The organism is Dysgonomonas sp. HGC4 (assembly GCF_001261715.1).
In the GTDB taxonomy this organism is placed as follows: domain Bacteria; phylum Bacteroidota; class Bacteroidia; order Bacteroidales; family Dysgonomonadaceae; genus Dysgonomonas_A.
This window is the reverse complement of record NZ_CVRU01000168.1, coordinates 1-22,745: the sequence shown is the minus strand read 5'-3', so window position 1 is coordinate 22,745 and position 22,745 is coordinate 1. Positions and strand designations below refer to the sequence as shown.

Sequence of the window (22,745 nt, the reverse complement as noted above, 5' to 3'; positions counted from 1 at the left end):
ATAATCCCCTGCTAACCATATATTAGCTTTAGAGGTAACTTGCTTTAGCAGTTCTTTGTTTTCCATAATACTTATAATCAAACTAATTTACAAATAGCACTCTTTTCCTAAAATGGATTCAATGAAAAATTACTTATTGTTTTCTTTATTTTTATTATCCACCAATGCAGAATCTTTTAATTGAACTGGTTTTGATCGTTTTCTTAGCTTCATATTGAAGAATTCCACCAATAAAGAAAATGCTATTGCAAAATAAATGTACCCTTTTGGTATTTCTCCGACAACAGAACCAAATATAGAGATTTGAGATAAATGAGCAGCTTCTACAAGTAGCATCACCCCTATCAGAATAAGGAAAGAAAGTCCCAATATTTGAATAGTCGGGTGCGTATTTACAAAGCGACTTACTGGGCCTGAAAATAGTAGCATAATAACTACTGAAATAACCACAGCAGTAACCATAATAGACATAGCGCCTACATAACCAAATTCATTAAAACTAACTAAACCAACAGCAGTTAGAACACTATCAAAAGAAAAAACAATATCAAGAGCTATAATTTGAACTACAACAGAAATAAAGCTGGTTTTCTTGGCTTCTCGTCCATGCTCTTCCATTCCCTCTAGTTTGTGATGTATTTCTGTCACACTTTTATATAAGAGAAACAGACCTCCGAAAAATACAATTAAGCTTTGTCCCGAAACAGAGCCATCAAACCAAGATGTATCAATAGTTATGATGGGTTGAGTCAATTTCATTAGCCATGAAATACAAAACAATAGCAATATTCTAAAGAGCATGGCACAACTCAAACCAATAGTTCTGGCTCTGGGCTGTTGCTCCGGAGGTAATTTAGATGACATTATTGACAAGAAGACAATATTATCAACACCTAATACTATTTCGAGAAAAGTTAGGGTTAGTAAAGCGATCCATGCGGAAGGAAGCAAAAACGTTTCTAATATCTCCATAAGTAAAGTCTATTTATAAATTTGATACAAATTTAATTTATTATATATATCAATAGGTATTGGTTGTCATTAAAAGTGAATCGTCTCTATATTTTCAGATAACATCCTTTGATGATTGTATTTACCCAAAGAATAAAATAGAGTAAGGTTTCTTATCTCCAAAAACAAAAGTATCTTTGCAACTTCTTTTCGCTATGCACACAAAGCCTATTTAAAATTAAAGTTTCTATTCTTGATGAAGAAATATATACTCATAATAGCTCTATTAGCACCATTTAGTGTTTATTCCCAGCATTTATTACGACATAAAACTACAAAATCTATCCCTGCAGATTCTCTAGATTTGCAATATTATTCAAAAAAGAAGGGTTGGGGAGCAGCTGCTCAAATCTTCACACTTAATATGTCTATTTGGGCATTCGATCGTTATATAATGAAAGAAGATTTTGCATATATAGGCTTTAATTCTATAAGTAACAATTTGAAAAAAGGATTCTACTGGGATAACGATCAAATTGGAACAAATATGTTTCTGCATCCATATCATGGTAGTTTATACTATAATTCAGCTCGGTCTAGAGGTTTTAACTATTGGGAATCAGGTGCGTTCGCTTTAGGAGGAAGTGCCATGTGGGAGCTATTTCTAGAAAATGAACCCCCTTCAACTAATGATATAATTGCTACTCCAATTGGAGGTATGGCCTTGGGAGAGGTACTCTATAGAGCTTCCGATTTGGTATATGATGATCGTAAAAAAGGAGGAGAAAGGTTTAGACGCGAATTTTTCGGTTTCCTTATATCTCCATCTAGAGGACTTACCAGAATAATAAATGGAGATGCTTGGAAAAAAAGGTCGACCTCGGGTCGTCAGTTTGGTATTCCTGAGATTAGCGCGGAGATATCAGCAGGAGTCAGGGTATTAGAATTACAAGATGAAATTTTAGATAAAGGGATTGGTTTTACAACTACTGTTAGTGTTGAATATGGAGATCGTTATGAAGACGAAAGTACCAAGCCTTTTGACTATTTTACGATACAAGCCAATTTGAATATACAAGAATCTCAACCCATGTTGGGGCAAATAAATATTATCGGACGTCTTTGGGCTAGTCAATTGGTTGATTCTTCAAAGGATTATTTGGGAATAGGTATTTACCAACATTTCGATTATTATGATTCAGATACTATTTCGAAAAAATCTAATGAAATACCATATAAACTGGCAGCTCCTGCAACCGTAGGTGTGGGGCTTATACATAAAAGTAAACGTTTTGCTGATTGGAATTTTAACTCATACGTCCATCTTAATGGAATTATATTAGGTGCAAGCTTGAGTGACCACTATAGGGTGTCGAACAGAAACTACAACCTTGGAAGTGGTTTTGGTTGGAAAACGGGAATCAATATTTCATATAAAGATAAAGTTGGTGTATCGTGGTTATATGAAGGTTACAGGCTATTTACATGGAAAGGTTATGCCAAAGGAACAGACCTCGAAAATGTAGATTATGAACACCTGAATGCACAAGGGGATAATTCGAATGCAACATTTAATCTAACTACCTTTCGGGTTGATCTCAAATTGAGAGATAAGATACATTTAACAGGAACTGCAACGGGATATAGGCGTTCTACCCATTACAAATATTACAATGATGTGTACTCGGTAACAGCAGAAGGACGACTGATGCTAACATACAAATTCTAATATAAGTTTAATTAAGAATTGGGGGACACAGTAGAAACTCTAAAAGAGTCAATACAAAATAAAAAAGGACAGACTTATAAAAGCCTGTCCTTTTTGTATATCTATCTATACTTTAGATTAGTGACATCCACAACCAGATCCGCATGAAGAACCTTCAGACTCGTCTGAGCTTCCACAACCGCAACCTGATCCGCATCCTTCAGAATCATCTGAACTACCACAACCACAACCTGATCCGCATCCTCCACCTTGAGGTGCAAATAATGCTGCAATTTCTTCAGCTGATGCTTCTCTTATTGACAATACATTACCTGTAAAGTGTAATGTTTCGCCAGCTAGAGGGTGGTTAAAGTCCATTTTAACAACATCGTCGCTAACAGATACTACTGATCCGTTAAGTCTGTTGCCATTTGAATCCATCATTGGAATAGTATTTCCTTCAAATACTACGCTTTCGTCCATTTTTCCATCAACCTCAAATATATTTTTAGGTAAATCTACTAAATGCTCATCGTCATATTCTCCATATGCTTGATCAGGAGTAAGAATGAAGTCGAAAGAATCTCCTTCAGCCAAACCGTCTACATTTTTTTCAAAAGCTTCAAGCATAGAATTTGTTCCAAAAATAAACTCAAGTGGTTGCTCAGGAGTTGCTTTTTCCATTAACTCTTTTTCGTCACCTTCGCCAACATTCAAGTCATAAGATAGCGAAACAAATTTATTAGGTGAAATTTTCATTTTGATTATTTTATATTACTTAATATTCAATCGCCCAATTTTACTCCGGGCTATTTTTAGTCTTCTCAGAATACATAACAAGAATCATGCCCTTTTGTTGAATGCGTTCTGTTTTATTTATTATTTAATTGCAGCTTTTAAGTTATTTAGAGCTTTTTCGATTACCGATCTAGGTGATCCGACATTTAAGCGCATAAAGCCCTCTCCTCCTTTGCCAAACATCATACCATCATTTAATGCCAATTTAGCATCTTTTACAAATAGTGATACTAAATCTTTTTGAGTCAAATCCAATTCTCTACAATCAAGCCATACTAGGAATGATGCCTCAGGTATCATAGCTTTTATTTGAGGGATATTTGTTTTTAGAAATTGATCAACAAATTGAATATTTCCCCAAATATAGTCTTTAGCTTCAATTAGCCATTCTTCTCCTTTTTCGTATGCTGCCTGAGCTGCCAGATAAGCAAAAATGTGACCTTCTTCTAATTCGCTACTCTTTAGATAATTGTTAAATTTGGTTCTTATCTTTTCATTTGGAATAATTGAATATGAACTCACAATACCTGCAATATTGAAGGTTTTGCTTGGAGCCATAAACGTTATACTGTTTTGAGCTGCCTTCTCTGAAACAGAAGCAAACGGAACATGTTTATTGTTCTCAAAAGCCATGTCTGAATGAATTTCGTCCGATATAACAAGTATGCCATTGTCATAACATACATCTGCCAAATCGGCTAGCTCTTCTTTAGTCCAAACTCTACCTCCCGGATTATGAGGATTACAAAGTATTAATATTTTGGACGAAGTATCTATTCTTTTCTTCAAATCAGATAAATCCATCTTATATTGTCCAGCCTCTAATACTAAAGGATTATCAACAACTTTCCTCTTGTGTAGGCTTGGTATAATTCTGAATGGATGATATACAGGAGGCTGTATTATTACATGATCTTCTTTAGTTGAAAAGCAATCTATTACAAAAGCAATTCCTTTTACAATACCAGGTATAAAGGTTATCCATTGTTGATCTAAAGTCCAATCGTGACTTCTTTTCACCCAATTAATAATCGAATTGTAATATTCTTGAGAAGGACATGTATAACCAAACAAACCATGTTTCGCACGTTCTATAATAGCTTCGGTAACCGCTGGAGGCGATAAAAAATCCATATCTGCAACCCATAAAGGTATTAGATCTTCACTACCATATCTTTCTTTTAAAACGTCTGTTTTTAGAGCATTAGTTCCTCTGCGATCTATGATTTGATCAAAATTATACTTCCCCATTTTCAGAATTGGTCAATTTTGGTATTGTAAATATTATAATAAGACTATCTCTGTTGAGTGTCTCTTTATAATTTAAATTAACTACAAAGATAGTAAAATAAAGAGGGATATTTTATTAAAAAACGAAGATTAATAGATAAAACAAGAGGCTACCCGATTGGGCAGCCTCTTATGCTATATATACTTTATAAGTATTTTTTATTTCGCAGCTTTTGCTTTATCTTCTTTTCTTTTTAAGAAATCATAAGCAACCGGAGTCGCAATGAATACTGATGAATATGTTCCTAGTATAATACCTAGTAACATTGCAAAAGTAAAGCTTCTGATTGAATCACCACCTAATACAAAGATACAGATCAATACAAGTATTGTACTTAAAGAAGTACTAACTGTACGAGTTAAAGTTGTATTTAGAGAGTCATTTATATTTAATGCGATATCTCTTAAAGGGAATGCATTTCTTCTCTCACGTACACGGTCGAAGATTACAACCTTATCGTGAATAGAGAATCCAACTACTGTTAAGATTGCCGCAATAAACGTTTGATCAATTTCTAAAGAGAATGGCATGATCTTGTGGAAGAATGAGTATGCGAAGATCACAATAGCAGCATCGTGAGCAACAGCAATAATTGTTCCTAAAGAGAAAGCCACATCTCTAAATCGAAGTAAGATATATAGTCCCATACAAATGATAGCCAGAATAACTGCACCTACGGCTGCCGTCTTCATATCATCTGCCACACTAGGACCTACTTTTTGAGAACTTTGAATATAGTCATCAATAGTTTTACCCGATGCGATGTAACTGCTAAGAGCAGTATTCATTTTATCTTTAATCTCAGTTTCAACTTCGTCTCTAGCATCTTCAATCTTATAGTTAGTAGTTATTCTTACTTGATTGCTTGAACCAATGGTAATAACACTAACCATAGACTCTTCGCCTAGTACAGGTTTAAGAGCATCTGTTATTTCTTCTGTATTTACAGGATTATCGAAACGTACAATATAGTTACGTCCACCGGTAAAGTCAATACCGTTGTTTAATCCAAGTGTGAATATAGAAATGATACCTAGTATGATTACTGCCAAAGATGCCGCATAAGCTTTTCTGTGTAGATTCAAGAAATTAATCTTAGTATCCATTAAGAAATTCTTAAGTGGTTTTGACGAGAATGTCAAGTTAGCAAACTTACCTTTAGAGAAACCATAGTTGTAAACCAAACGGGTCATAAAGATAGCTGTAAAGAATGATGCTGATATACCAATGATCTCAGTAATAGCAAAACCTCTGATAGCTCCCGTACCAAAATTATAAAGGATTAAACCTGTTATAATAGAAGTTAAGTTAGAGTCAAAAATCGCAGAGAATGCATGTTTGTAACCATCCTGAACGGCAGTCTTCACATTCTTGCCTGCTCGCAACTCTTCTTTTGTTCGCTCATAGATAAGAACGTTAGCATCAACCGCCATCGCTAAGGCTAGTACCAAACCTGCAATACCTGGTAAGGTAAGAACTGCATGGAAGGACGCCAGGACACCCAGAGTGAAGAACAAGTTGAGCAATAAAGCTGCATTTGCAATCATACCTGGAATGAATCCATAAACCAAACACATATATGCCATTAAAACAATAAGTGCTACAACAAAAGAGATAAGTCCCGATTGAATTGCTTCTTCACCAAGAGATGGTCCTACAATATCTTCTTGTACAATACGTACACCAGCACGCATTTTACCAGATTTAAGAACGTTTTCTAAGTCTTTCGCTTCCTCTACTGAGAAATTACCAGTAATAGAAGAGTTTCCTCCTTCGATACGGTCATTTACATTTGGTGCTGAATAAACATAACCATCAAGAACGATCGCAATTGAACGACCTCTTTCAGCTCCTGTAATAGCAGCCCAACGTTTTGCGCCAGTTGAGTTCATTTGCATGCTTACACCCCAACCTTGACCTTGTATCTGATCTGCACTTGCAGTAACAATAGCTTCACCGTCTAAAGCTGGTCCTCTTTTAGTACCATCACCACGAAGAGCAAATAATTGGAATATAGTTTCTTTATCATCAATAGCTTTAAAGCCCCATGCAAATTTAAGATCTGTTGGATACAAATCTTTAGATGCGCGTAATATTGTATTAATAGATGCAGTATCTTTTCTGTCAGCTATACCAACAACAGAACCGCCACCCCATTTTCCATCAAAATATTCGAATAATGATTTTGTAAACATTGGAGTTGATTCTGATTCTATTTGAGTAACAGAAGCTACCGACAATGAATCAGAAGATGTAGAATCAGCTACAACTACATTATTTGCTGGTGTTTTAGCCGCTAATAATTCTGTACTTCTTGAATTGATAGCACCTAAATAACCTTGAATATCTTGAAGATTATAAGTTTTCCAGAATTCAAGATTTGAATTTCCTTGCAAAAGTTTCTTTACACGTTCAGGTTCTTTAATACCTGGTAGCTCAATAAGTATACGTTCTGCACGATCTAGTTTTTGAATGTTAGGAGCAACAACTCCAAAACGGTCAATACGTGTACGTAATACATTGAAAGAGTTATCTGCTACACTTTGTAATTCTTTTTCAAGAACTTTCTTTACAGTAGCATTATTATCCGTTGGACTTATTTGATCCTTTAATCTTGCACCAAATACAATAGCTAATTTTCCAGATTTGTCAATAGCTTCATATTTTTCTACAAATAAAGTAATAAAGTCTTTATTACTTCCTTTACGGTTTTCTTCTACAGCTTGTTGTAAAGCTTTGTTGAATTGAGCATCTTCTTCATTAGCCAATGAGCGCAATACAGCAGCAGCATCGATTTCAAGAATAACGTTCATCCCACCTTTAAGGTCAAGACCTAAACCGATTTCTTTTTCTCTGGCTTGTTTTAGGGTATATCCCAACCATACTTTTTCTGTAGAAATAGAGTCCAGATAATGACTCTGCGCATTAAGATCACCATTAGAGTATTCCGCAGCTTGTTTTTCATAATATCTCGTCACAAAGGAGAAGGATAAATAAAAACAGCAAACTACAGTCAACAAAATGGCAAAAGTTATTACAAATCCCTTGTTTTGCATTTTAAAGTTACTTTTGTTACTATTTGTTTATTTTAATATTTAATTTTCAATGATATAGATTCCAAAACCTTTTGTAGTTATAAATACATTTAAATAGTATAATAATGCAGATATATCATAAGAAACGGCTCAGAACACGACTTAAGCGTGCAAATATAATCTTTTTTATCTTTTTCTAAAGTGAAATAGTAGCTTATTTTAAAAACCACCAATCCTCGCAACTAATCAACATCTATTAGACATTAGTTATCAATATCTTAAAAAATATTTTCAAAGATACACTTATATTTTTTCAAAATAGGCTTGCGGATACAAAATATTTGCCATACTTTTGCAACCGCTAATGAGGCATGGCGGGATAGCTCAGATGGTTAGAGCGCATGATTCATAATCATGAGGTCCCGAGTTCAATTCTCGGTCCCGCTACAATGAAAATCAGAGGTTTACAAGCTATTGTAAGCCTCTTTTATTTTTGCTATACATAGATTGTACATAACACTTTTCCTTATAAATAGGACCCGCGGGGGCATTTGAACAGAAACTTACGGTTTGGAGTGAATTTTACTTTATCAAACCGTAAGTTTCAGTTTTAGTAAATCTATTTCAGATTGTGTCATCAATAAAATAAGTGCCATTAGGCAGCACATGTTTATAAGGGAGCAAAGAGATGTGAGATAATGCCTCAGTACTGATATCTTCCCCTTGCATCCGCAAATTATCCACAATATCGCTGATTCTGGAAGTATTCCAGTAAAGTATTGCATTAGATACCAGACTCGGAGAAGTAGCCTTATTCATTATTTCCTGATAGTCGCCGGTTGTAAACTCCCCCTGGCCAGACGTTGAACGATAACATGGGCAGGAGTAATCCTTTCTTTAAGAGATTGGACTACATGAATCATAGTATCCCACTGCTCTTCAATTATATCTAGATCAGCCGTTTTATTTAGTAAAAGAGAAAATACTCCATAATCAACATTACAATCCAATCTGTAAAGCTGTTGATCTTTTAAATCTTGAATCCGTGGCATAAAATTATAGCCGAGTAAATGACACAGAGCAAAAATAATTTCAGTATATCCATGTGCATCTGTAGTATGATCACGTATTTTAAGAATAGTATTGTTAGCCAGGATACCATCCAAAACATACAAAGCCTCTCTGGGTCCGCAGGAAATAGCTTTATATTATATACAGCATATTGATCGGATATGTGGGTATAAATACCTATTGCTTTCTCATAATAGCCATAGTACTGGGGATAATAGGAAGCCAGCAGGCTATCCGTTCTGATTTTGAACCGCTGGGCATCAGAAGAAGAAACAGTCCCAGAACCATGCATCTGGCTGAAGGGTAATTGATGGTGCTTGTTGACTATTTCGGCACTGACAGCCGATAAGGTTTCTTCTCTGATGTAAAACTGTAGTACATGGCGCAACATATCGATACTTAAATCCTTAACACTAGCACTCATTGAAACAACACCCAAATTAGTAGCCTGGGATATCAACGCTGAAATAAGAGTTTTGTAGAAATTCTTAGGTCTTGAATGATGCTTTCCCACAGGGATAAAATGACGGCTGAAGTTGGTTTGCCTATCCACCTCCATTAAGAGCTGTTCTATTCGTATAGAAGGCATATTGGCATCAATGACTTTTTGTAACTTGATTACTGAATCCGGAATATCGGCTTTGTCATCTCGTTTTAATTTAAGGCTTCCATTTTTAATTTCTGCAAATGTATCCGAGTCAAATTGCTTCTGGGATATACCTATGCTTTGGTGAAACTGTAGAATTAATGAGGCTTTGACATCCTCCTGACAGGGCTGTTGCAAATTTTCATAAACAGCTTCGCGGATTTCCTGCCAATGATGTGGGTTTAATACCATATCCCCAAAAGGTACATGCTGTTTGCTTTTAGGAACAAACAGATCTCCGGAACGTAAAGCTTCTTTCATTGCTATAGCGACACCTAATTCGGCCCAGTGACCACATAGGCAGTCAAAACGGAAAACATTGATATATCTATCTGTTTATTAGACATATAATAATTGATAATTGGTTTTAAATTGCTATTTTTGAATTTTATATTTACCTTTTATCTAAAACTATGAAACAATTATAGAATGCAGAAGAACTTAGTGAACATTGGTCTCTAAGCTATGAAGAACTAGAGTTCCTGAAGAAGAAACCTTACAAAAATCATATTGCAGTTGCAGTTCAATTTAAATATTACAAATATTTTGGTTGTTTTCCCTCGAAACCGGAAAATATTGCTGAACCAGTATTGCTATATATAACTGAACAATTGCCTATTACTATTGAAACTTATTACAGTTATGATTGGAATGATCGCCTTTCCAGATATCATCGACAAGAAATTTTAGACTTTCTTGGAATTCGAAAATTCATAGAAAGCAATCAGGAGGAAATTCAGGATTGGTTGTGCCAGACCATATTTCCCCAAGGGTTGTCAACATCAGAAGCATTAGAATATACTTATGATTGGTTACATCAAAATAAGATACACAGACCCGCAGCATCTCAGTTGGATAAAATCCTCACAGCAAGCTATTCCAGATTCGAAAAATCACTTTTCGAAAATATCAGCAATGGATTATCAGATGACTCAAAAGATATTATTAATTATTGTCTGGAAGATAAAATCGAGTCTATGAATTTCACTTTGCTTAAATCAGATCCGGGAAAAGTAAGCCTCGATTCGGTGTTGAAAGAAATAGAAAAACTGGAGTTTATCAACGGGTTGGAACTTCCAGAACAACAACTTAGTTCTTTAAACCCTAAGATCATGAGTCGCATCCGATCCCGCACTCTTTCCGAAACAGCTTGGGAACTCAAACGTCACCCTTCATCTATTCGCTATGTACTGATGAGTGTTTTCTTTTATAGCCGACGAATCGAGATTATTGACGGGCTGGTAGAGCTGCTGGTACAGATTATTCACCGTTTATCAGTGAAAGCAGAGAAGAAAGTAACCAAAACATTGATGCAGGATTTTCGTAAAGTATATGGCAAAGATATCCTTTTGAAGCGAATAGCTGAAGCTGCCCTGAATAATCCCGACAGCACAGTAAAAGAAGTTGTTTACCTTGTTGCTGGGCTACAAGTGTTAAGTAACCTGGTCAAAGAGTATAAGTCCTCTGGGAAAGGTTATCAAAAAGAAGTGCACAAAATAATACGTTCCAGTTACGGTAGTCATTACCGACGTATGGTCCCCAAGCTCCTGGATTGCATGGAATTTTGTTCAAATAATACCATATATAGACCGATACTTGATACCTTAAGGTGGGTGAAGGCACACAAAGACTCCGGCAGGCAATATTACTATCTTTCGGATAATCTACCTATCGAAGGAGTAGTCCGTCCAAAATACCATGAAATTACAATAGAAATTGACGATGACGGCCAAAGAAGAATTAACCGGATCAATTATGAAATATGCGTCTTACAGGTCTTGAGGGAAAAGCTTCGCTGCAAGGAGATTTGGGTTGAAGGTGCTAACAGGTATCGGAATCCGGACGAGGATTTACCTCAGGATTTCAACATTAACAGGATATTTTATTATAAAGACCTGGGTATTACACTAGATGCCTGCAAATTCATTGATGATACAAGGGAAAGCATGTGCAAAGCTCTTTATTCATTAAACAAATCGATTCCCGGCAACAAGCAAGTACGCTTACTGGCGAACAATAAAAATCACATCTCTTTATCCCCCCTGACTGAACAAGCGGAGCCTGTCAACATCAACAGGCTGAAGGGCCAGGTTCAAACCACCTGGCCAATGACAAGCCTTTTAGATATATTGAAAGAGGCAGATTTAAGAATTGGATTTACAGAATGCTTCAGAACCCAACGCTCCAGTGAGCGGCTTCACCGGAATGAACTTCAAAAACGTTTATTACTTTGCCTTTATAGGCTGGGAACCAATACCGGATTAAAACGCGTATCGGTTGGTCGGCATGGAGTCGGCTACAAGGAACTATTGCATGTCAGGAAATCTTATATTTATAAATCAGCGTAAAGAGAAGCTATTGCCAAAGTTGTGAATGCGGCATTTGGGATAAGAAATCCCGGTCTCTGGGGAGAAGGCACGACAGCCTGTGCTTCCGATTCTAAGAAAATTGGCTCATGGGATCAAAACCTGATGACCGAATGACATATCCGCTATGGAGGGCGTGGTGTTATGATCTATTGGCATGTGGAGAAAAAAACCGTTTGCATTTATTCCCAGCTCAAACGCTGTTCATCTTCTGAAGTTGCCAGCATGATTGAAGGTGTACTTCGTCATTGCACAGAAATGTCTGTGGAAAAGCAATATGTCGATACACACGGGCAAAGTGAAATCGCTTTTGCCTTCAGTTATTTGTTGGGATTTAACCTCATGCCCAGGCTTAAGAATATATCAAAACAGAAATTATATATTCCCGATGTCGGTATGGCTGAAAATTATCAGAACTTAACACCTGCTTTGACCAGACCTATCAATTGGGAGTTAATCACTCATCAATACGATCAGATGGTTCAATATACAACTGCATTAGAGCAGGGCACAGCCGATCCTGAAGCGATCCTGAGACGGTTCACCAGAGGCAACGTTACTCATCCGACCTATAAAGCCTTATTGGAACTTGGTAAAGCTGTAAAGACAATCTTCTTATGTCAATACCTCGAAAAGGAAGAATTGCGCAGAGAAATACACGAGGGCTTGAATGTTGTTGAGAACTGGAATTCAGCTAACTCATTTATCTTTTTCGGAAAAGGCGGAGAGGTTGCAACCAACAAGTTGGAAGACCAGGAGCTTTCTGTATTATCATTACATCTGGTACAGATATGCCTTGTATATGTAAATACGTTGATGATTCAACAAATCACATCGGCTAAAGAGTGGGAACATATCCTAACCGCTGAAGATTACAGGGCACTATCCCCCTTGATCTATGCACATGTAAATCCATACGGAGTATTTGAACTCGATATGAATGAGCGTTTAAGTATTGCAACTTAAGCAGTGTTATTTAGGTGTACCTGTCATGAACTACTAATCTATTGGTGCATTTATATGAAAAATTGATGTATATTGCACTAAATTAAAGGAACTATTTAAAATGCACCAGCCAATGAGAGTATACGCTTATTTAAGGGCATCAACCAAAGAACAGGATGCGCTCAGGGCAAAAGAAACGTTGTCTGAATTTGCACAAAATTTAAATGTGAAGATTTCAGCCTGGTTCATCGAAAATGAATCCGGAGCAAAACTTGAGCGTGCCGAGCTTTTCAGACTATTGGATACCGCAGAACCGGGAGATGCGATACTGATAGAGCAAATTGACAGGATAACCCGGTTATCAGAAGAGGATTGGCACAAATTAAAATCTACCATATTGGATAATGGCATCAAGGTAATATCAATGGATTTACCTACCAGCTATAATTTTTCAAAAATAGACGATGAGTTTCAAAAATGGATATTATCAGCTGTAAATTCGATGATGCTGGATATTCTTGCAGCTACAGCCAGAAAGGACTATACTGATCGAAGACGCAGACAGGCAGAAGGAGTATTAAAAGCAAAGATACAAGGCAAATATAAAGGCAGACCGCACGACATAGAACTTCACAAGAAAATTCAAAGTTTGTTGGATGTGGGTAAAAGTTACAGCCAGATTCAGCACTTGCTAGGATGTTCTCGTCATACAATTTCCAAAGTCAAAAATAAATAGAATTAACGAATTTTTATTTAACTGCTGATATACAGTAGATACAGTTATGTTTGCCGTCTTAGAACCTATGTGGTAACTGAACCTATAGTCCATCATTGGTCATACTCAACCCTAAAGAAGAATGGTAGGCATGGGTTAATTCATACTTTAATTGTAAGTATAAACCTAAAAAGCATATCCTATTAAACTAAGATATGCTTTTTTCAGAACTATTTTAAATCTTTTGGATTACCTGTTTTTATTAGTTTGCCATCTTTGTAGAATTTATAGTAGTCTTTACCTGTATTAGTAATAAATCTCCAAGAACCATCTTTTTTACCATTTTTCCACCTTCCCATATATCTTTCTCCATTTTTCTGAGATTTTGGTTTTACAATCACATATAAAGTATCCTCTACAAACGGTATGTCACAATTTTTAAGACGTTCATCACTCAAGACTTTTAATTTATATTGTTTTTTTGTTTTTTCATCATTACATATAATATAGTCTTTTTTCAGTGTAATGTTTCCACTTATATAATTATAAGTTATCACAACATCTTCCGGTTTAGGATTCGAACTTTCAGCCTTATATACTGAGAATTTCATTCTTGTGCAATCAAGTGACAATACAATAGAAGAACTTGTCGCATTAGAATATATTCCACTAATATAGTTACTTTGAGCAAGAACACTATAAAATGAGGACAGACAAATAAAGACTACATATATTTTCATTCTTTTTATCATATTATTTAATTTTAAGTAAATAATTAGGCCATTTATATCCTCGAATAAATGCGGATTTATATTCAATCATTTCTTTTAAGTTCAAGTTATACTCGGGTATATACATTGCTGTATTAGATGTCGCAGAATATTCAGAATACATATCAGTTCTCAACCCCAGTGCTAAATGATAAACATGTATTAATTCATGGTTAACAGTAAGTTTTAGACCATAAATTGTTTTATGAAATGATAAATACATATCCGATTTCATTTGGAATAGATTCTTTGGACTTGGGTTAACAAAACCTTTTAATTCTGTAGTTACCCCTCCCATTAATGGAGATTTCTCAAGAATACCATCAAATCTACGATAGTATAAATATTTACCTGTAGTAATATCAACACTTCCGTCGATATCTATACTTTCTAAACTAAACTTACCCGGTTTCCAGCCAAGTTCTTTTTTAATTTCCTCTAAATTAGACTGATTAAGTGCTGCATCTCCTCCAAGATCCGTATTATCATTACCCACTGGCAATTCAAATATTCGAGTATATCCCTTTCCTGTTAAGAAGTTACCTCCATTTCTAACAGAGTTAATACCACCTGCAACGCCTCCAATTATTGTGCCTGTACCTGCTCCGAGAAGACCTCCTCTAAGCCCAGATGACAATCCCTCATTGAAACTGGCACCGGATGCCCATGCATTACCAGCTCCCAGTATAGCACCGGAAGTTACACCGGAAAGTCCACCGGAAGCTGCTCCGGCAATAAACCCTGTGCCTGAAATTAAACCTCCGGTAGCCATACCCGTAGCACCGGCTAAGGCTCCTATTCCAAAGGCTGCAAATGCACTTCCTACACCATCTATATTGCCCATCATAGCTTGGAAACCCAGATTTAAAAATCCTCCGATAAGAGCCCCGGCTAAAAAGCTAAACTCCCCATTTGGATCAGTATATCTCAACGGATTATTAAATGCATAACTGTACCTATTGAAACTCTGAGTCAGCCATGGAGCCTGTACATATGGGTCAGGCGATAAGAACCTACCCAATACCGGATCATACAACCGGGCATTCATATTTATAAGACCGTACTCACTCAGATGTTCATGCCCTGTATAGCCTCGCCCAAGAACTAATTCAGGCTGTTCGTTATATGCATACAATTCTTGTGTAACAGGATTTCGAAGTCGTCCCCAAGGATCATAACTCAACTCCTGCAGTACCGCTCCCTGATCATTCGTTAAATGCGTGATACTACCCAGGTAATCCCGTAATATATAGCATAGCTTCCATACTCCGTTTTGTTTGATATACACTGCCGCCGCACCGTATGCATCCCCATCCAAATATAAACGTTCTTCAACACTGTTTTGTTTTTCGTCTATTTCATACTGACCACCTAAATAATAACGAGACAGCGTGATATGATTATCTTTTTTTGTTTGCATTTTCAGACGATTTCCGCTCACATCGTAAGTAAAACTGGTTTCAAAATCATTCTCTATAATCGTTACAGGACGCATCTGAGCATTATAGGTAATACTTTGCTCCCGCAAGGGAATATGTTCTCCATAAGGATTTACGCATTCCATGGCATAAGGTTTTAGCGAACTATAACCAAATTTACCTATTTCGTTATTTTCTGTAATATTACCCTTGGCATTATAGGTTAGGATATTGCCGTTAAATTGAGTCAGGCGGTTTAGGTTATCGTATTTAAATACTTCCTTTTTGTTTCGAGAATTATCCTTACGCCAGTTCAGATTTCCTGTTTGTACATTAAAGTTGTATGCAAAATCCTGAATGATATTATCCCCTTGTTTTGCACTACGTGTTGTAGGTTGCCCAAATGCATCGTAGCCATAAGTTCGTTGAATATTTCCCGTTTGGGACTGGGTAGGCAGTCCCATATCATTTTCGTTTGCCAGTTTCCAGACAGTCAGGTTTCCAGCTATTTTGGTTTCAGTATGATATCCGTTACTATAGGTATAGACTTCGGTAGTGATATTTCCCGAATGTGAATCATATTTCGTAGATGCTATATTACCATTGGCAAAACTATAAGTTTTTTGCAACCATTTGGGTCTATTTTCATCCGTAAATGATTCTTTTATGACATCATTCCTTAACAGATTATCATATCCAAAGGTTCTTACAAGACCATGGGAGTAAGTCTCTTTGTCTAATAACCCATCCAGATTATAATTATAGCTTGCAGAGGATTCGCCTACAATCTCTTTTGTCTTCAATCGATTGTAATTATCATAAGTCATTTGCACACTCTTTCCATTTCCATCAGTCTCTTTATAGATATTACCTGCATTGTTGTAAACAAATGTCCTTATGCCGGCACTCGGATCGTTTATAGTCGTTTGCCGTCCATAATCGTCATAGCCAAACGAAGTTATAATACCCCCCGGAGCTTTAATAGAATCGGGTTGCCCATCAGGACGGTAAGTATAAGTAATGATACCTCCAGGATCTGATATCTGAATAACCTTGCCTGTAGCATCGGTTGTTTTGATAGTAGCAATGCCGTCAACAATAGATTTTACCTTATTTTTATTGTATGCATAGCTGTCTTTCTTACCCGAAGCATATAATTGCGATGTAATGCGGTTATATTTGTCATATGTAAATGTATTCCATAAGGAAGGAACATTACCTTTAAAAGGCATAGAAGTTTTTTCCAACAGTCCTTTTTCGTTATACACATAGTCGGTATAAAGGTAGTTACCATCGAAACGTTTTTGTCCTTTCCTAATTTCACGCCCCAGTACATCATAATAGATTTGAGTATCGGGTTTACCGGTAGTGGTCATCGTTCGTACATACAGAGCTCCGGTTGGAGAGTCAACCCAAGTCAATGTGCCGCTTTCTATAGAACCGTCGGCATAGACAGTTTTACTTTTCCGACCGAAAGTATCGTATTCATAAGTGATGGTATGGCCTTTATAGTTCTTTACATTTTCTACCAATCCGGTGGTCGGTTTGTAATTGGTTGTGGTAGTAAAGCCCATGGGATCGGTTTCTTTTGTTATGCGCCCAGAAGAATCATATTCGTAGCTTTTGGTAAGTAATATTTCAGAGCTATATGATTTTACTGAAACTGTAATTCGTTCCCACTTATTATTATAACCATAGGTTTCCTGAGATACCTGATTGTTGTTATAATATGATGTTCTTGATTCTGGCAGATTCTTATATTTGTAGCTCAATACATTTTTTAGGGTCACTGATTTCCCATTACGTGTGCTTGTCATGATTTCTTCTAGGGGCAGTCCCAGAAAATATGAAAATACATCCCCTGCCTCATTCTTGTATTTTAAACTTTTCTCTGTTATTGTTCCATTTCCATAATCTATAGATTCTTTACCTACATTACCGTAATCGTCATAATCAGTATAATTTGCTGTAACAGTAAATCCTTTTATTTTGTCAACTGTTACTTTTTTTGTAAGGTTGATTGTCTGGGATTTATTTTCAGCAATACGAATATCATAATCATATTCTGTATTGCTAAGAGGAGAATCTTCTTGCTTAAGTACCCCGAAATTATATGGGTCAAACGTCTGAGAAGTGGTTACATTATTGAGATTGTTAATAACCTGAATTCCTCCAAAACCCACGAACCCTAAACCCTGCCGGTGTATGGTAGCGTCTTTATAGGAATAACTGGATGATGCTATGCGTTCTGCACCTTTATAGCCGGATACTTCTTTAACAACATTCATACTCGCAACAATTTTATTATAAGGGAAAGCCACAACTGAATTGGTAATAGTATGCACATCTTTATCCAGTAATGTACTGTAACTATACTTGGAAATGATTCCTGTCCCATCTATTGAAGAGGTTAAAGAATTTGCAATACGGTTGTTAATGGAAGTACTTATTAAAGAAACTTTATCGTTTTTGACGCCTGTTAAAATAGTAGTCTGGTTATTATAAAGTACATCAGTGAAAGTTAACTGTGGAGCTCCTTCCAGATAATACACACCACTTGATTCCATATCAAAAGTCCCATTTTGATTAAAATAAACAGTAACCTTACCTGCAAAATCATCTATTAAATCCGGAAGTCCGTCCCCATTCATATCTTGTAGAAAATAGTTTGATGATGATGAAAAGGATTTCAGTTCCATCTCAGTTTTGCCGAATTGCAGACCAGCGCCTTTGGAATATAAAATAGTCCATGTCTTAGACCATTCTGCGCATGGAGGACGACGACATTCTTCTCCTCTTCTAGGGCTTATTATGATATCTGTTTTTCCATCACCATTGATATCTCCTAATGCAAAAGTTTGAAACTTATCTTTAATTCCGGCACGATCGCCTACATAGTCATAAAGATCCGAATTGATGCTTGCATCGAATATTTGCTGGGTAAATCCATTATTCGCGTCAAAACTATATACATATAGCCCTTTTTTATTAATATGAAGAATATCATTCTTTCCATCTCCATCATAGTCTATTGTTGCCACGTAGTCCTCGGGATCTATATCAAAGGTTTCAGCTTCATATTCTATTTCTCCCAGATTTAAGTCTATCAATGTGGTATTACTCTTATGATTCCCTCCTACAGCATCTTTATTAAAAGTAAATAATAAAAGCTCAATTCTTCCATCTCCATTAAAGTCTCCGGTCAGATACTTCTTATTTATAAAATTTGTGGCATATGTATTCTTAATAGAGAATAACGGAACTTTTGCATTAATAATATATCTCTTATATTCAGACAAACGAGTGCTATCTACATCATATATATTAAGAAGTAGTTGTTGAGTAACATCATTTTTTGTTTTTGGTGAACTTTCACTAATCTTGATTACTTTTTCTATTCCATCTCCTTTTACATCGGCGGTTAAAACTTCTCTGAATTTTCCTCCTACGCCTTCTGACCAAAATTCACCTTTCAACGATATCTTAAGAGCTGAAAGATTTGCATTGTTTAAATCAGAATAAATATAGGCAGTGTCTGATTCTAAATAACTGGAATACATCCAGCCTGTCTCCGATGAAATATTATAATTTGACTTCATAGGGTATACTATCAATCCCGACCTACCTGTAGAAACTGAGAATTTAGCTGAAATGAGGTTTGCCTTTCCTCTAGCGAAATTATCGGAAGGCTGCTTTATATATCCTTTGAGTTGCTGTTCTTTGGTGAGTATCTCTATCTGTTTATTTTGACCATAGGAAAATACCAATGGATTTAATGCTTGTCCACCTGCTACCAAGTCAATCTGGCGTAAAAAATTCTCTGCCTTACTTTCATGGTGTAATACATAGGATTGTAAAGAATTTCCATTGAAATAAGTGGTAATTTCTTTCAATAATTTTGTTTGTTGTACTTGCAAGCCATCAAAATAGTAAGGAGTAATATCATCTCTGTTAGAATAACGGAACTTGATATTAGCAAAATGCTCCGAGTTTTCACTTGCTCCGTATTTTATTTCTGAGATATAATACACATTATTATCTTCTACATAAGAATATTCGATATAGTTGCCAAAAGCATCTTCCATTCTGGTAATAGGATAGTTTATTTTTTCTTGTGTATTTTCACTAAAACCATATATAGCCTTGCTCCCATTAGGAAATAACGCTGTAAAATATCCAGAGTATTTATGTACGACGATGTGCCCTCTTTCACTTATCAAGTGTGATGTAGTACCATTATAAATAAGGTGAGTTCCATCTAGTATGAAAGGAGTGTCCTCTGTTAATGCAGCTGCTTTAACTTTTTCATTATAGTAGAGGGTTGAGTTGGTACGGGTAATTGCAGACAATCCTCCTATATTCCAACCCATTCCGGAAATCCCGTTACCTGATAGACTATTGTAAGACAAGTTTATGTTTGGTTGTAAGCCGTTCCGACCGGGATATGTTTCAATGGGTATAGCATAGTTTAGTGCTCCATTGGGAGATACTTCTTGCTGAAAAGGTATGCTTCCCACCGGACGTTGCTTATCTAAATGGTAACTATTAGGATATCCTTCTGTATCCCATGATAATATATTTGTTTGCCAGATTGGTAAAGGTGTTGTCTGTGCGTGGATATTTGCAATGAACAAATATCCGATGATATATATAATAATTTTTTTCATTTACTTATTCTTTAATAATTTTCCACGTCGTCGCTTTTTGATTGATGATAATTTTCATCAAGTATACTCCTTTAGGTTGGGCACTGATATCTAGGCTGGTCCGGATATTTTCCATCGACTGATGTTTTATTAAGTGCCCTTGCATATTGTAAATCTGAATTATGTCCGATTTACCCGGAACGGTTCCCGAAACTTCAACGGTCAGTGCCCCACGAGTAGGGTTAGGATAAATAACAACTTTTTGATTATCCACTATATCTATGAAAGAGACAGGTTGTTCCGCACTTCTTGTATTTGCTAGAATAATTTCCCTTTTGATTCTATTCCCCGCTGGATCGTATGTAAAAAGGATTTGATTTGCATCTTTATCTGAACATTCATCAGAAGGTATTTGAACATCAATTTCTTCCCAATCCTCTTCTGGGTCTACAGGTTCTATTGGTTCGGAACCAATTGCTAATATTCTGAAGAAATCTTCCCATTGTGTAGCTTTTGCATATCGGGTAATAGAGGCCTCGGGAACCAATAATTTACAAATTTCTGTGTCTACTCCATTAAAAACAGTAGTTCCTAATGTCGGAGGTGTACTATTGTGGCTAGTTATTGAAGCTAGACTTGTACAAGCTTCGAACGTGTTGTTTCCAATATTCTTTAAAGAGCTAGGCAATATAAGTTTGGTCAGATTACTTTTTTGAAAGGCTGCATTTCCTATTGCAGTAAGTTTAACCATAACTGACAGGTCAATAGTTACCTGTTCTGTTAATTTCATATTACGAAAAGCATTTGCACTAATCTCTTCAAGGTTTGCACATCCCAGAAAGTCAACACTGCCAATTGTACTATTCTCAAAAGCACTTTCTGCTATGGTTTTCAATGAATTTTTGTGTAAGGCCATGACTACTTCCCTCGGCAAAATTACTTCACCGCTAAAGTTGGCAAAACTGGATCCACTTTGTGTGCCGCTTATGTAACAGCGGAGCTTATTGCTGTTGTTGAAATCCAGAACATTAGCATTTGTCAAGGTTGTGCTATTAAAAGCATTGGGGTTTATTTGCTCAAGATTTATGCATTTAGTGAAATTCATACAGGGAATCGTTGCATTTTGAAATGCATTATTGCCAATACTTTTTAAAGAAGCCGGAAGAATCATTCCTTGTCCGATTGTAGCTCCTTGAAATGCACTTGTACCGATCTCTTCGAGAGAGGGTTGTTTTTTAGTATTAGTCTGAGATTGTAGTGGGAGAATACCCCATAGCAGGCATAATACAATAGTGATATATTTTGAATTCATATTGTTTACTTATTTTTAATTTCCATTAGTTTGTTTTTATAAAGAAAAGTTTCTTCGGAGATTAAAAACATGAAACACCAGATTGTCCTGGATCCATTTGTTCAAAGCTTACGCTTGGAATTGTGCTATTGTAAAAGGCTTTTGTGCCGATAGTCTTTAAACTGTTTGGAAAGACAATCCCTTTAGTTAATACCGAGTTTGCAAAAGCTGATTCGCCTATTGTCTCCAATACTGGAGAGAAAGTAACGCTGCCTTTAAATCCATAAAAGGAACATGAAGGAATAGCTGTTAAATTGACTGGTAGAATAACGTGTTGATTACAATTAGTGAAGGTACCCCAACGCCCCATACCTTCTCTCAAAAATCTTGTAAGGGATTTATTTGTAGAAAAATCAAGGATACCTAGGTTAGATTTAAAACCATTAAAAATATTGTTTCCTAGTTCTTCCAAATTTATAGATGCCAAAAAGTTTAGAGAAGGTGCCGACACACCCGAAAAGGCATTATCTTCAACTTTTTTCAGGCTTGCAGGTAAAATAAGCCCTTTGGTTAAAACTGAATTTGAAAATGAACTGAAGCTAATAGTTTCAATCGTTTGAGGTAAGTCAACACTACCTTTAAAACCATAGAATGTACATGGAGGAAGAACTGTCATATTAGTAGGTAGAATAACATGCTCGCCACATCCTGTAAAAGTACCCCAACGATTTAGACCTTCCTTTAAAAAACGTGTCAAAGATTTATTTTTTGAAAAATCTAAAATACCCAAATTTGACTTAAATCCATTAAAAGATTGTTCACCAAGTTCCTCCAAGTTAATACAAGCAGAAAAGTCTAGAGAAGGAATAGTCATACCAGAAAACGCATTATTTTGGACTCTCTTTAAGCTTGCAGGAAGAATAAGCCCTTTGGTTAAGTTGGAGTTTGTAAATGAATTGTAGCTTATATCTTCTAAGGTCAGAGGTAAATCAACACTACCTTTAAAACCATAAAAAATACATACAGGAAGAATTGTCATATTAGTAGGTAAAATGACATGCTCACCACATCCAGTAAAAGTACCCCAACGATTT

General features: G+C 36.1%; 10 protein-coding genes, 1 tRNA gene and 4 pseudogenes. 5 read left to right on the top strand and 10 right to left on the bottom strand.

The features are described from left to right. Positions 1-129: 129 nt before the first annotated feature. Positions 130-972 (bottom strand): TerC family protein, encoded by an 843-nt coding sequence (locus HGC4_RS16345; RefSeq protein ID WP_050711211.1) that lies wholly within the window; start codon positions 970-972, stop codon positions 130-132. A 235-nt stretch (positions 973-1,207) separates the two neighbouring features. Here HGC4_RS16345 and HGC4_RS16340 point away from each other — a divergent pair, with 235 nt between their 5' ends. Then, entirely contained in the window at positions 1,208-2,680 is a 1,473-nt protein-coding gene (locus HGC4_RS16340) for a DUF3943 domain-containing protein (protein WP_050711210.1), read from the top strand. Positions 2,681-2,797: 117 nt separating this feature from the next. Here HGC4_RS16340 and HGC4_RS16335 read toward each other — a convergent pair whose 3' ends face one another. The 3 genes from HGC4_RS16335 to secDF form a co-directional block, all read right to left on the bottom strand. Further along, positions 2,798-3,418 (bottom strand): FKBP-type peptidyl-prolyl cis-trans isomerase, encoded by a 621-nt coding sequence (locus HGC4_RS16335; RefSeq protein ID WP_050711209.1) that lies wholly within the window; start codon positions 3,416-3,418, stop codon positions 2,798-2,800. A gap of 120 nt (positions 3,419-3,538) precedes the next feature. Then, the gene (locus HGC4_RS16330; RefSeq protein ID WP_050711208.1) at positions 3,539-4,708 is read right to left on the bottom strand and encodes a MalY/PatB family protein; all 1,170 of its coding nucleotides are present in this window, start codon (positions 4,706-4,708) and stop codon (positions 3,539-3,541) included. A 198-nt stretch (positions 4,709-4,906) separates the two neighbouring features. Continuing rightward, positions 4,907-7,804: a protein translocase subunit SecDF gene (secDF, locus tag HGC4_RS16325; protein WP_050711207.1), complete on the bottom strand. Its 2,898-nt coding sequence runs from the start codon at positions 7,802-7,804 to the stop codon at positions 4,907-4,909. 352 nt (positions 7,805-8,156) lie between these two features. Here secDF and HGC4_RS16320 point away from each other — a divergent pair. Next, positions 8,157-8,230 (top strand) — tRNA-Met (locus tag HGC4_RS16320). Between the two features lie 177 nt (positions 8,231-8,407). Here the strand turns inward: HGC4_RS16320 and HGC4_RS19325 are convergent. Both HGC4_RS19325 and HGC4_RS19320 read right to left on the bottom strand, forming a co-directional pair. Beyond that, a pseudogene (locus tag HGC4_RS19325) lies at positions 8,408-8,629 on the bottom strand (Tn3 family transposase); the annotation flags it as partial. Next, a pseudogene (locus HGC4_RS19320) lies at positions 8,602-9,413 on the bottom strand (Tn3 family transposase). The pseudogenes HGC4_RS19320 and HGC4_RS19325, both read right to left, overlap by 28 nt. A 530-nt stretch (positions 9,414-9,943) precedes the next feature. Here HGC4_RS19320 and HGC4_RS19315 point away from each other — a divergent pair. The 3 genes and pseudogenes from HGC4_RS19315 to HGC4_RS16295 form a co-directional block, all read left to right on the top strand. Continuing rightward, positions 9,944-10,354: pseudogene (locus HGC4_RS19315) on the top strand (DUF4158 domain-containing protein); the annotation flags it as partial. A gap of 123 nt (positions 10,355-10,477) precedes the next feature. Continuing rightward, a pseudogene (locus HGC4_RS16300) lies at positions 10,478-12,832 on the top strand (Tn3 family transposase). Between the two features lie 112 nt (positions 12,833-12,944). Then, positions 12,945-13,547, top strand: a complete 603-nt coding sequence (locus tag HGC4_RS16295) for a recombinase family protein (protein ID WP_050711204.1) — start codon at positions 12,945-12,947, stop codon at positions 13,545-13,547. A gap of 209 nt (positions 13,548-13,756) precedes the next feature. On the opposite strand, the gene HGC4_RS16290 is transcribed toward HGC4_RS16295, so the two are convergent. From HGC4_RS16290 to HGC4_RS16275, 4 genes are all read right to left on the bottom strand, one after another. Further along, positions 13,757-14,278, bottom strand: a complete 522-nt coding sequence (locus HGC4_RS16290; RefSeq protein WP_050711203.1) for a hypothetical protein — start codon at positions 14,276-14,278, stop codon at positions 13,757-13,759. Position 14,279: 1 nt separating this feature from the next. Then, the gene (locus HGC4_RS16285) at positions 14,280-20,381 is read right to left on the bottom strand and encodes an RHS repeat-associated core domain-containing protein (RefSeq protein ID WP_050711202.1); all 6,102 of its coding nucleotides are present in this window, start codon (positions 20,379-20,381) and stop codon (positions 14,280-14,282) included. A 4-nt stretch (positions 20,382-20,385) separates the two neighbouring features. After that, a complete protein-coding gene (locus HGC4_RS16280) occupies positions 20,386-21,672 on the bottom strand; it encodes a leucine-rich repeat protein (protein WP_050711201.1) in 1,287 nt (428 codons plus the stop codon). Between the two features lie 61 nt (positions 21,673-21,733). Further along, the coding region (locus HGC4_RS16275) for a leucine-rich repeat domain-containing protein (RefSeq protein WP_157258353.1) at positions 21,734-22,745 on the bottom strand (1,012 nt) is incomplete at its 5' end.

Coding starts and splice junctions, on each gene's coding strand:
- HGC4_RS16345 (WP_050711211.1), bottom strand. CDS start 972: ATGGAGATATTAGAAACGTTTTTGCTTCCTTCCGCATGGATCGCTTTA.
- HGC4_RS16340 (WP_050711210.1), top strand. CDS start 1,208: ATGAAGAAATATATACTCATAATAGCTCTATTAGCACCATTTAGTGTT.
- HGC4_RS16335 (WP_050711209.1), bottom strand. CDS start 3,418: ATGAAAATTTCACCTAATAAATTTGTTTCGCTATCTTATGACTTGAAT.
- HGC4_RS16330 (WP_050711208.1), bottom strand. CDS start 4,708: ATGGGGAAGTATAATTTTGATCAAATCATAGATCGCAGAGGAACTAAT.
- secDF (WP_050711207.1), bottom strand. CDS start 7,804: ATGCAAAACAAGGGATTTGTAATAACTTTTGCCATTTTGTTGACTGTA.
- HGC4_RS16295 (WP_050711204.1), top strand. CDS start 12,945: ATGAGAGTATACGCTTATTTAAGGGCATCAACCAAAGAACAGGATGCG.
- HGC4_RS16290 (WP_050711203.1), bottom strand. CDS start 14,278: ATGATAAAAAGAATGAAAATATATGTAGTCTTTATTTGTCTGTCCTCA.
- HGC4_RS16285 (WP_050711202.1), bottom strand. CDS start 20,381: ATGAAAAAAATTATTATATATATCATCGGATATTTGTTCATTGCAAAT.
- HGC4_RS16280 (WP_050711201.1), bottom strand. CDS start 21,672: ATGAATTCAAAATATATCACTATTGTATTATGCCTGCTATGGGGTATT.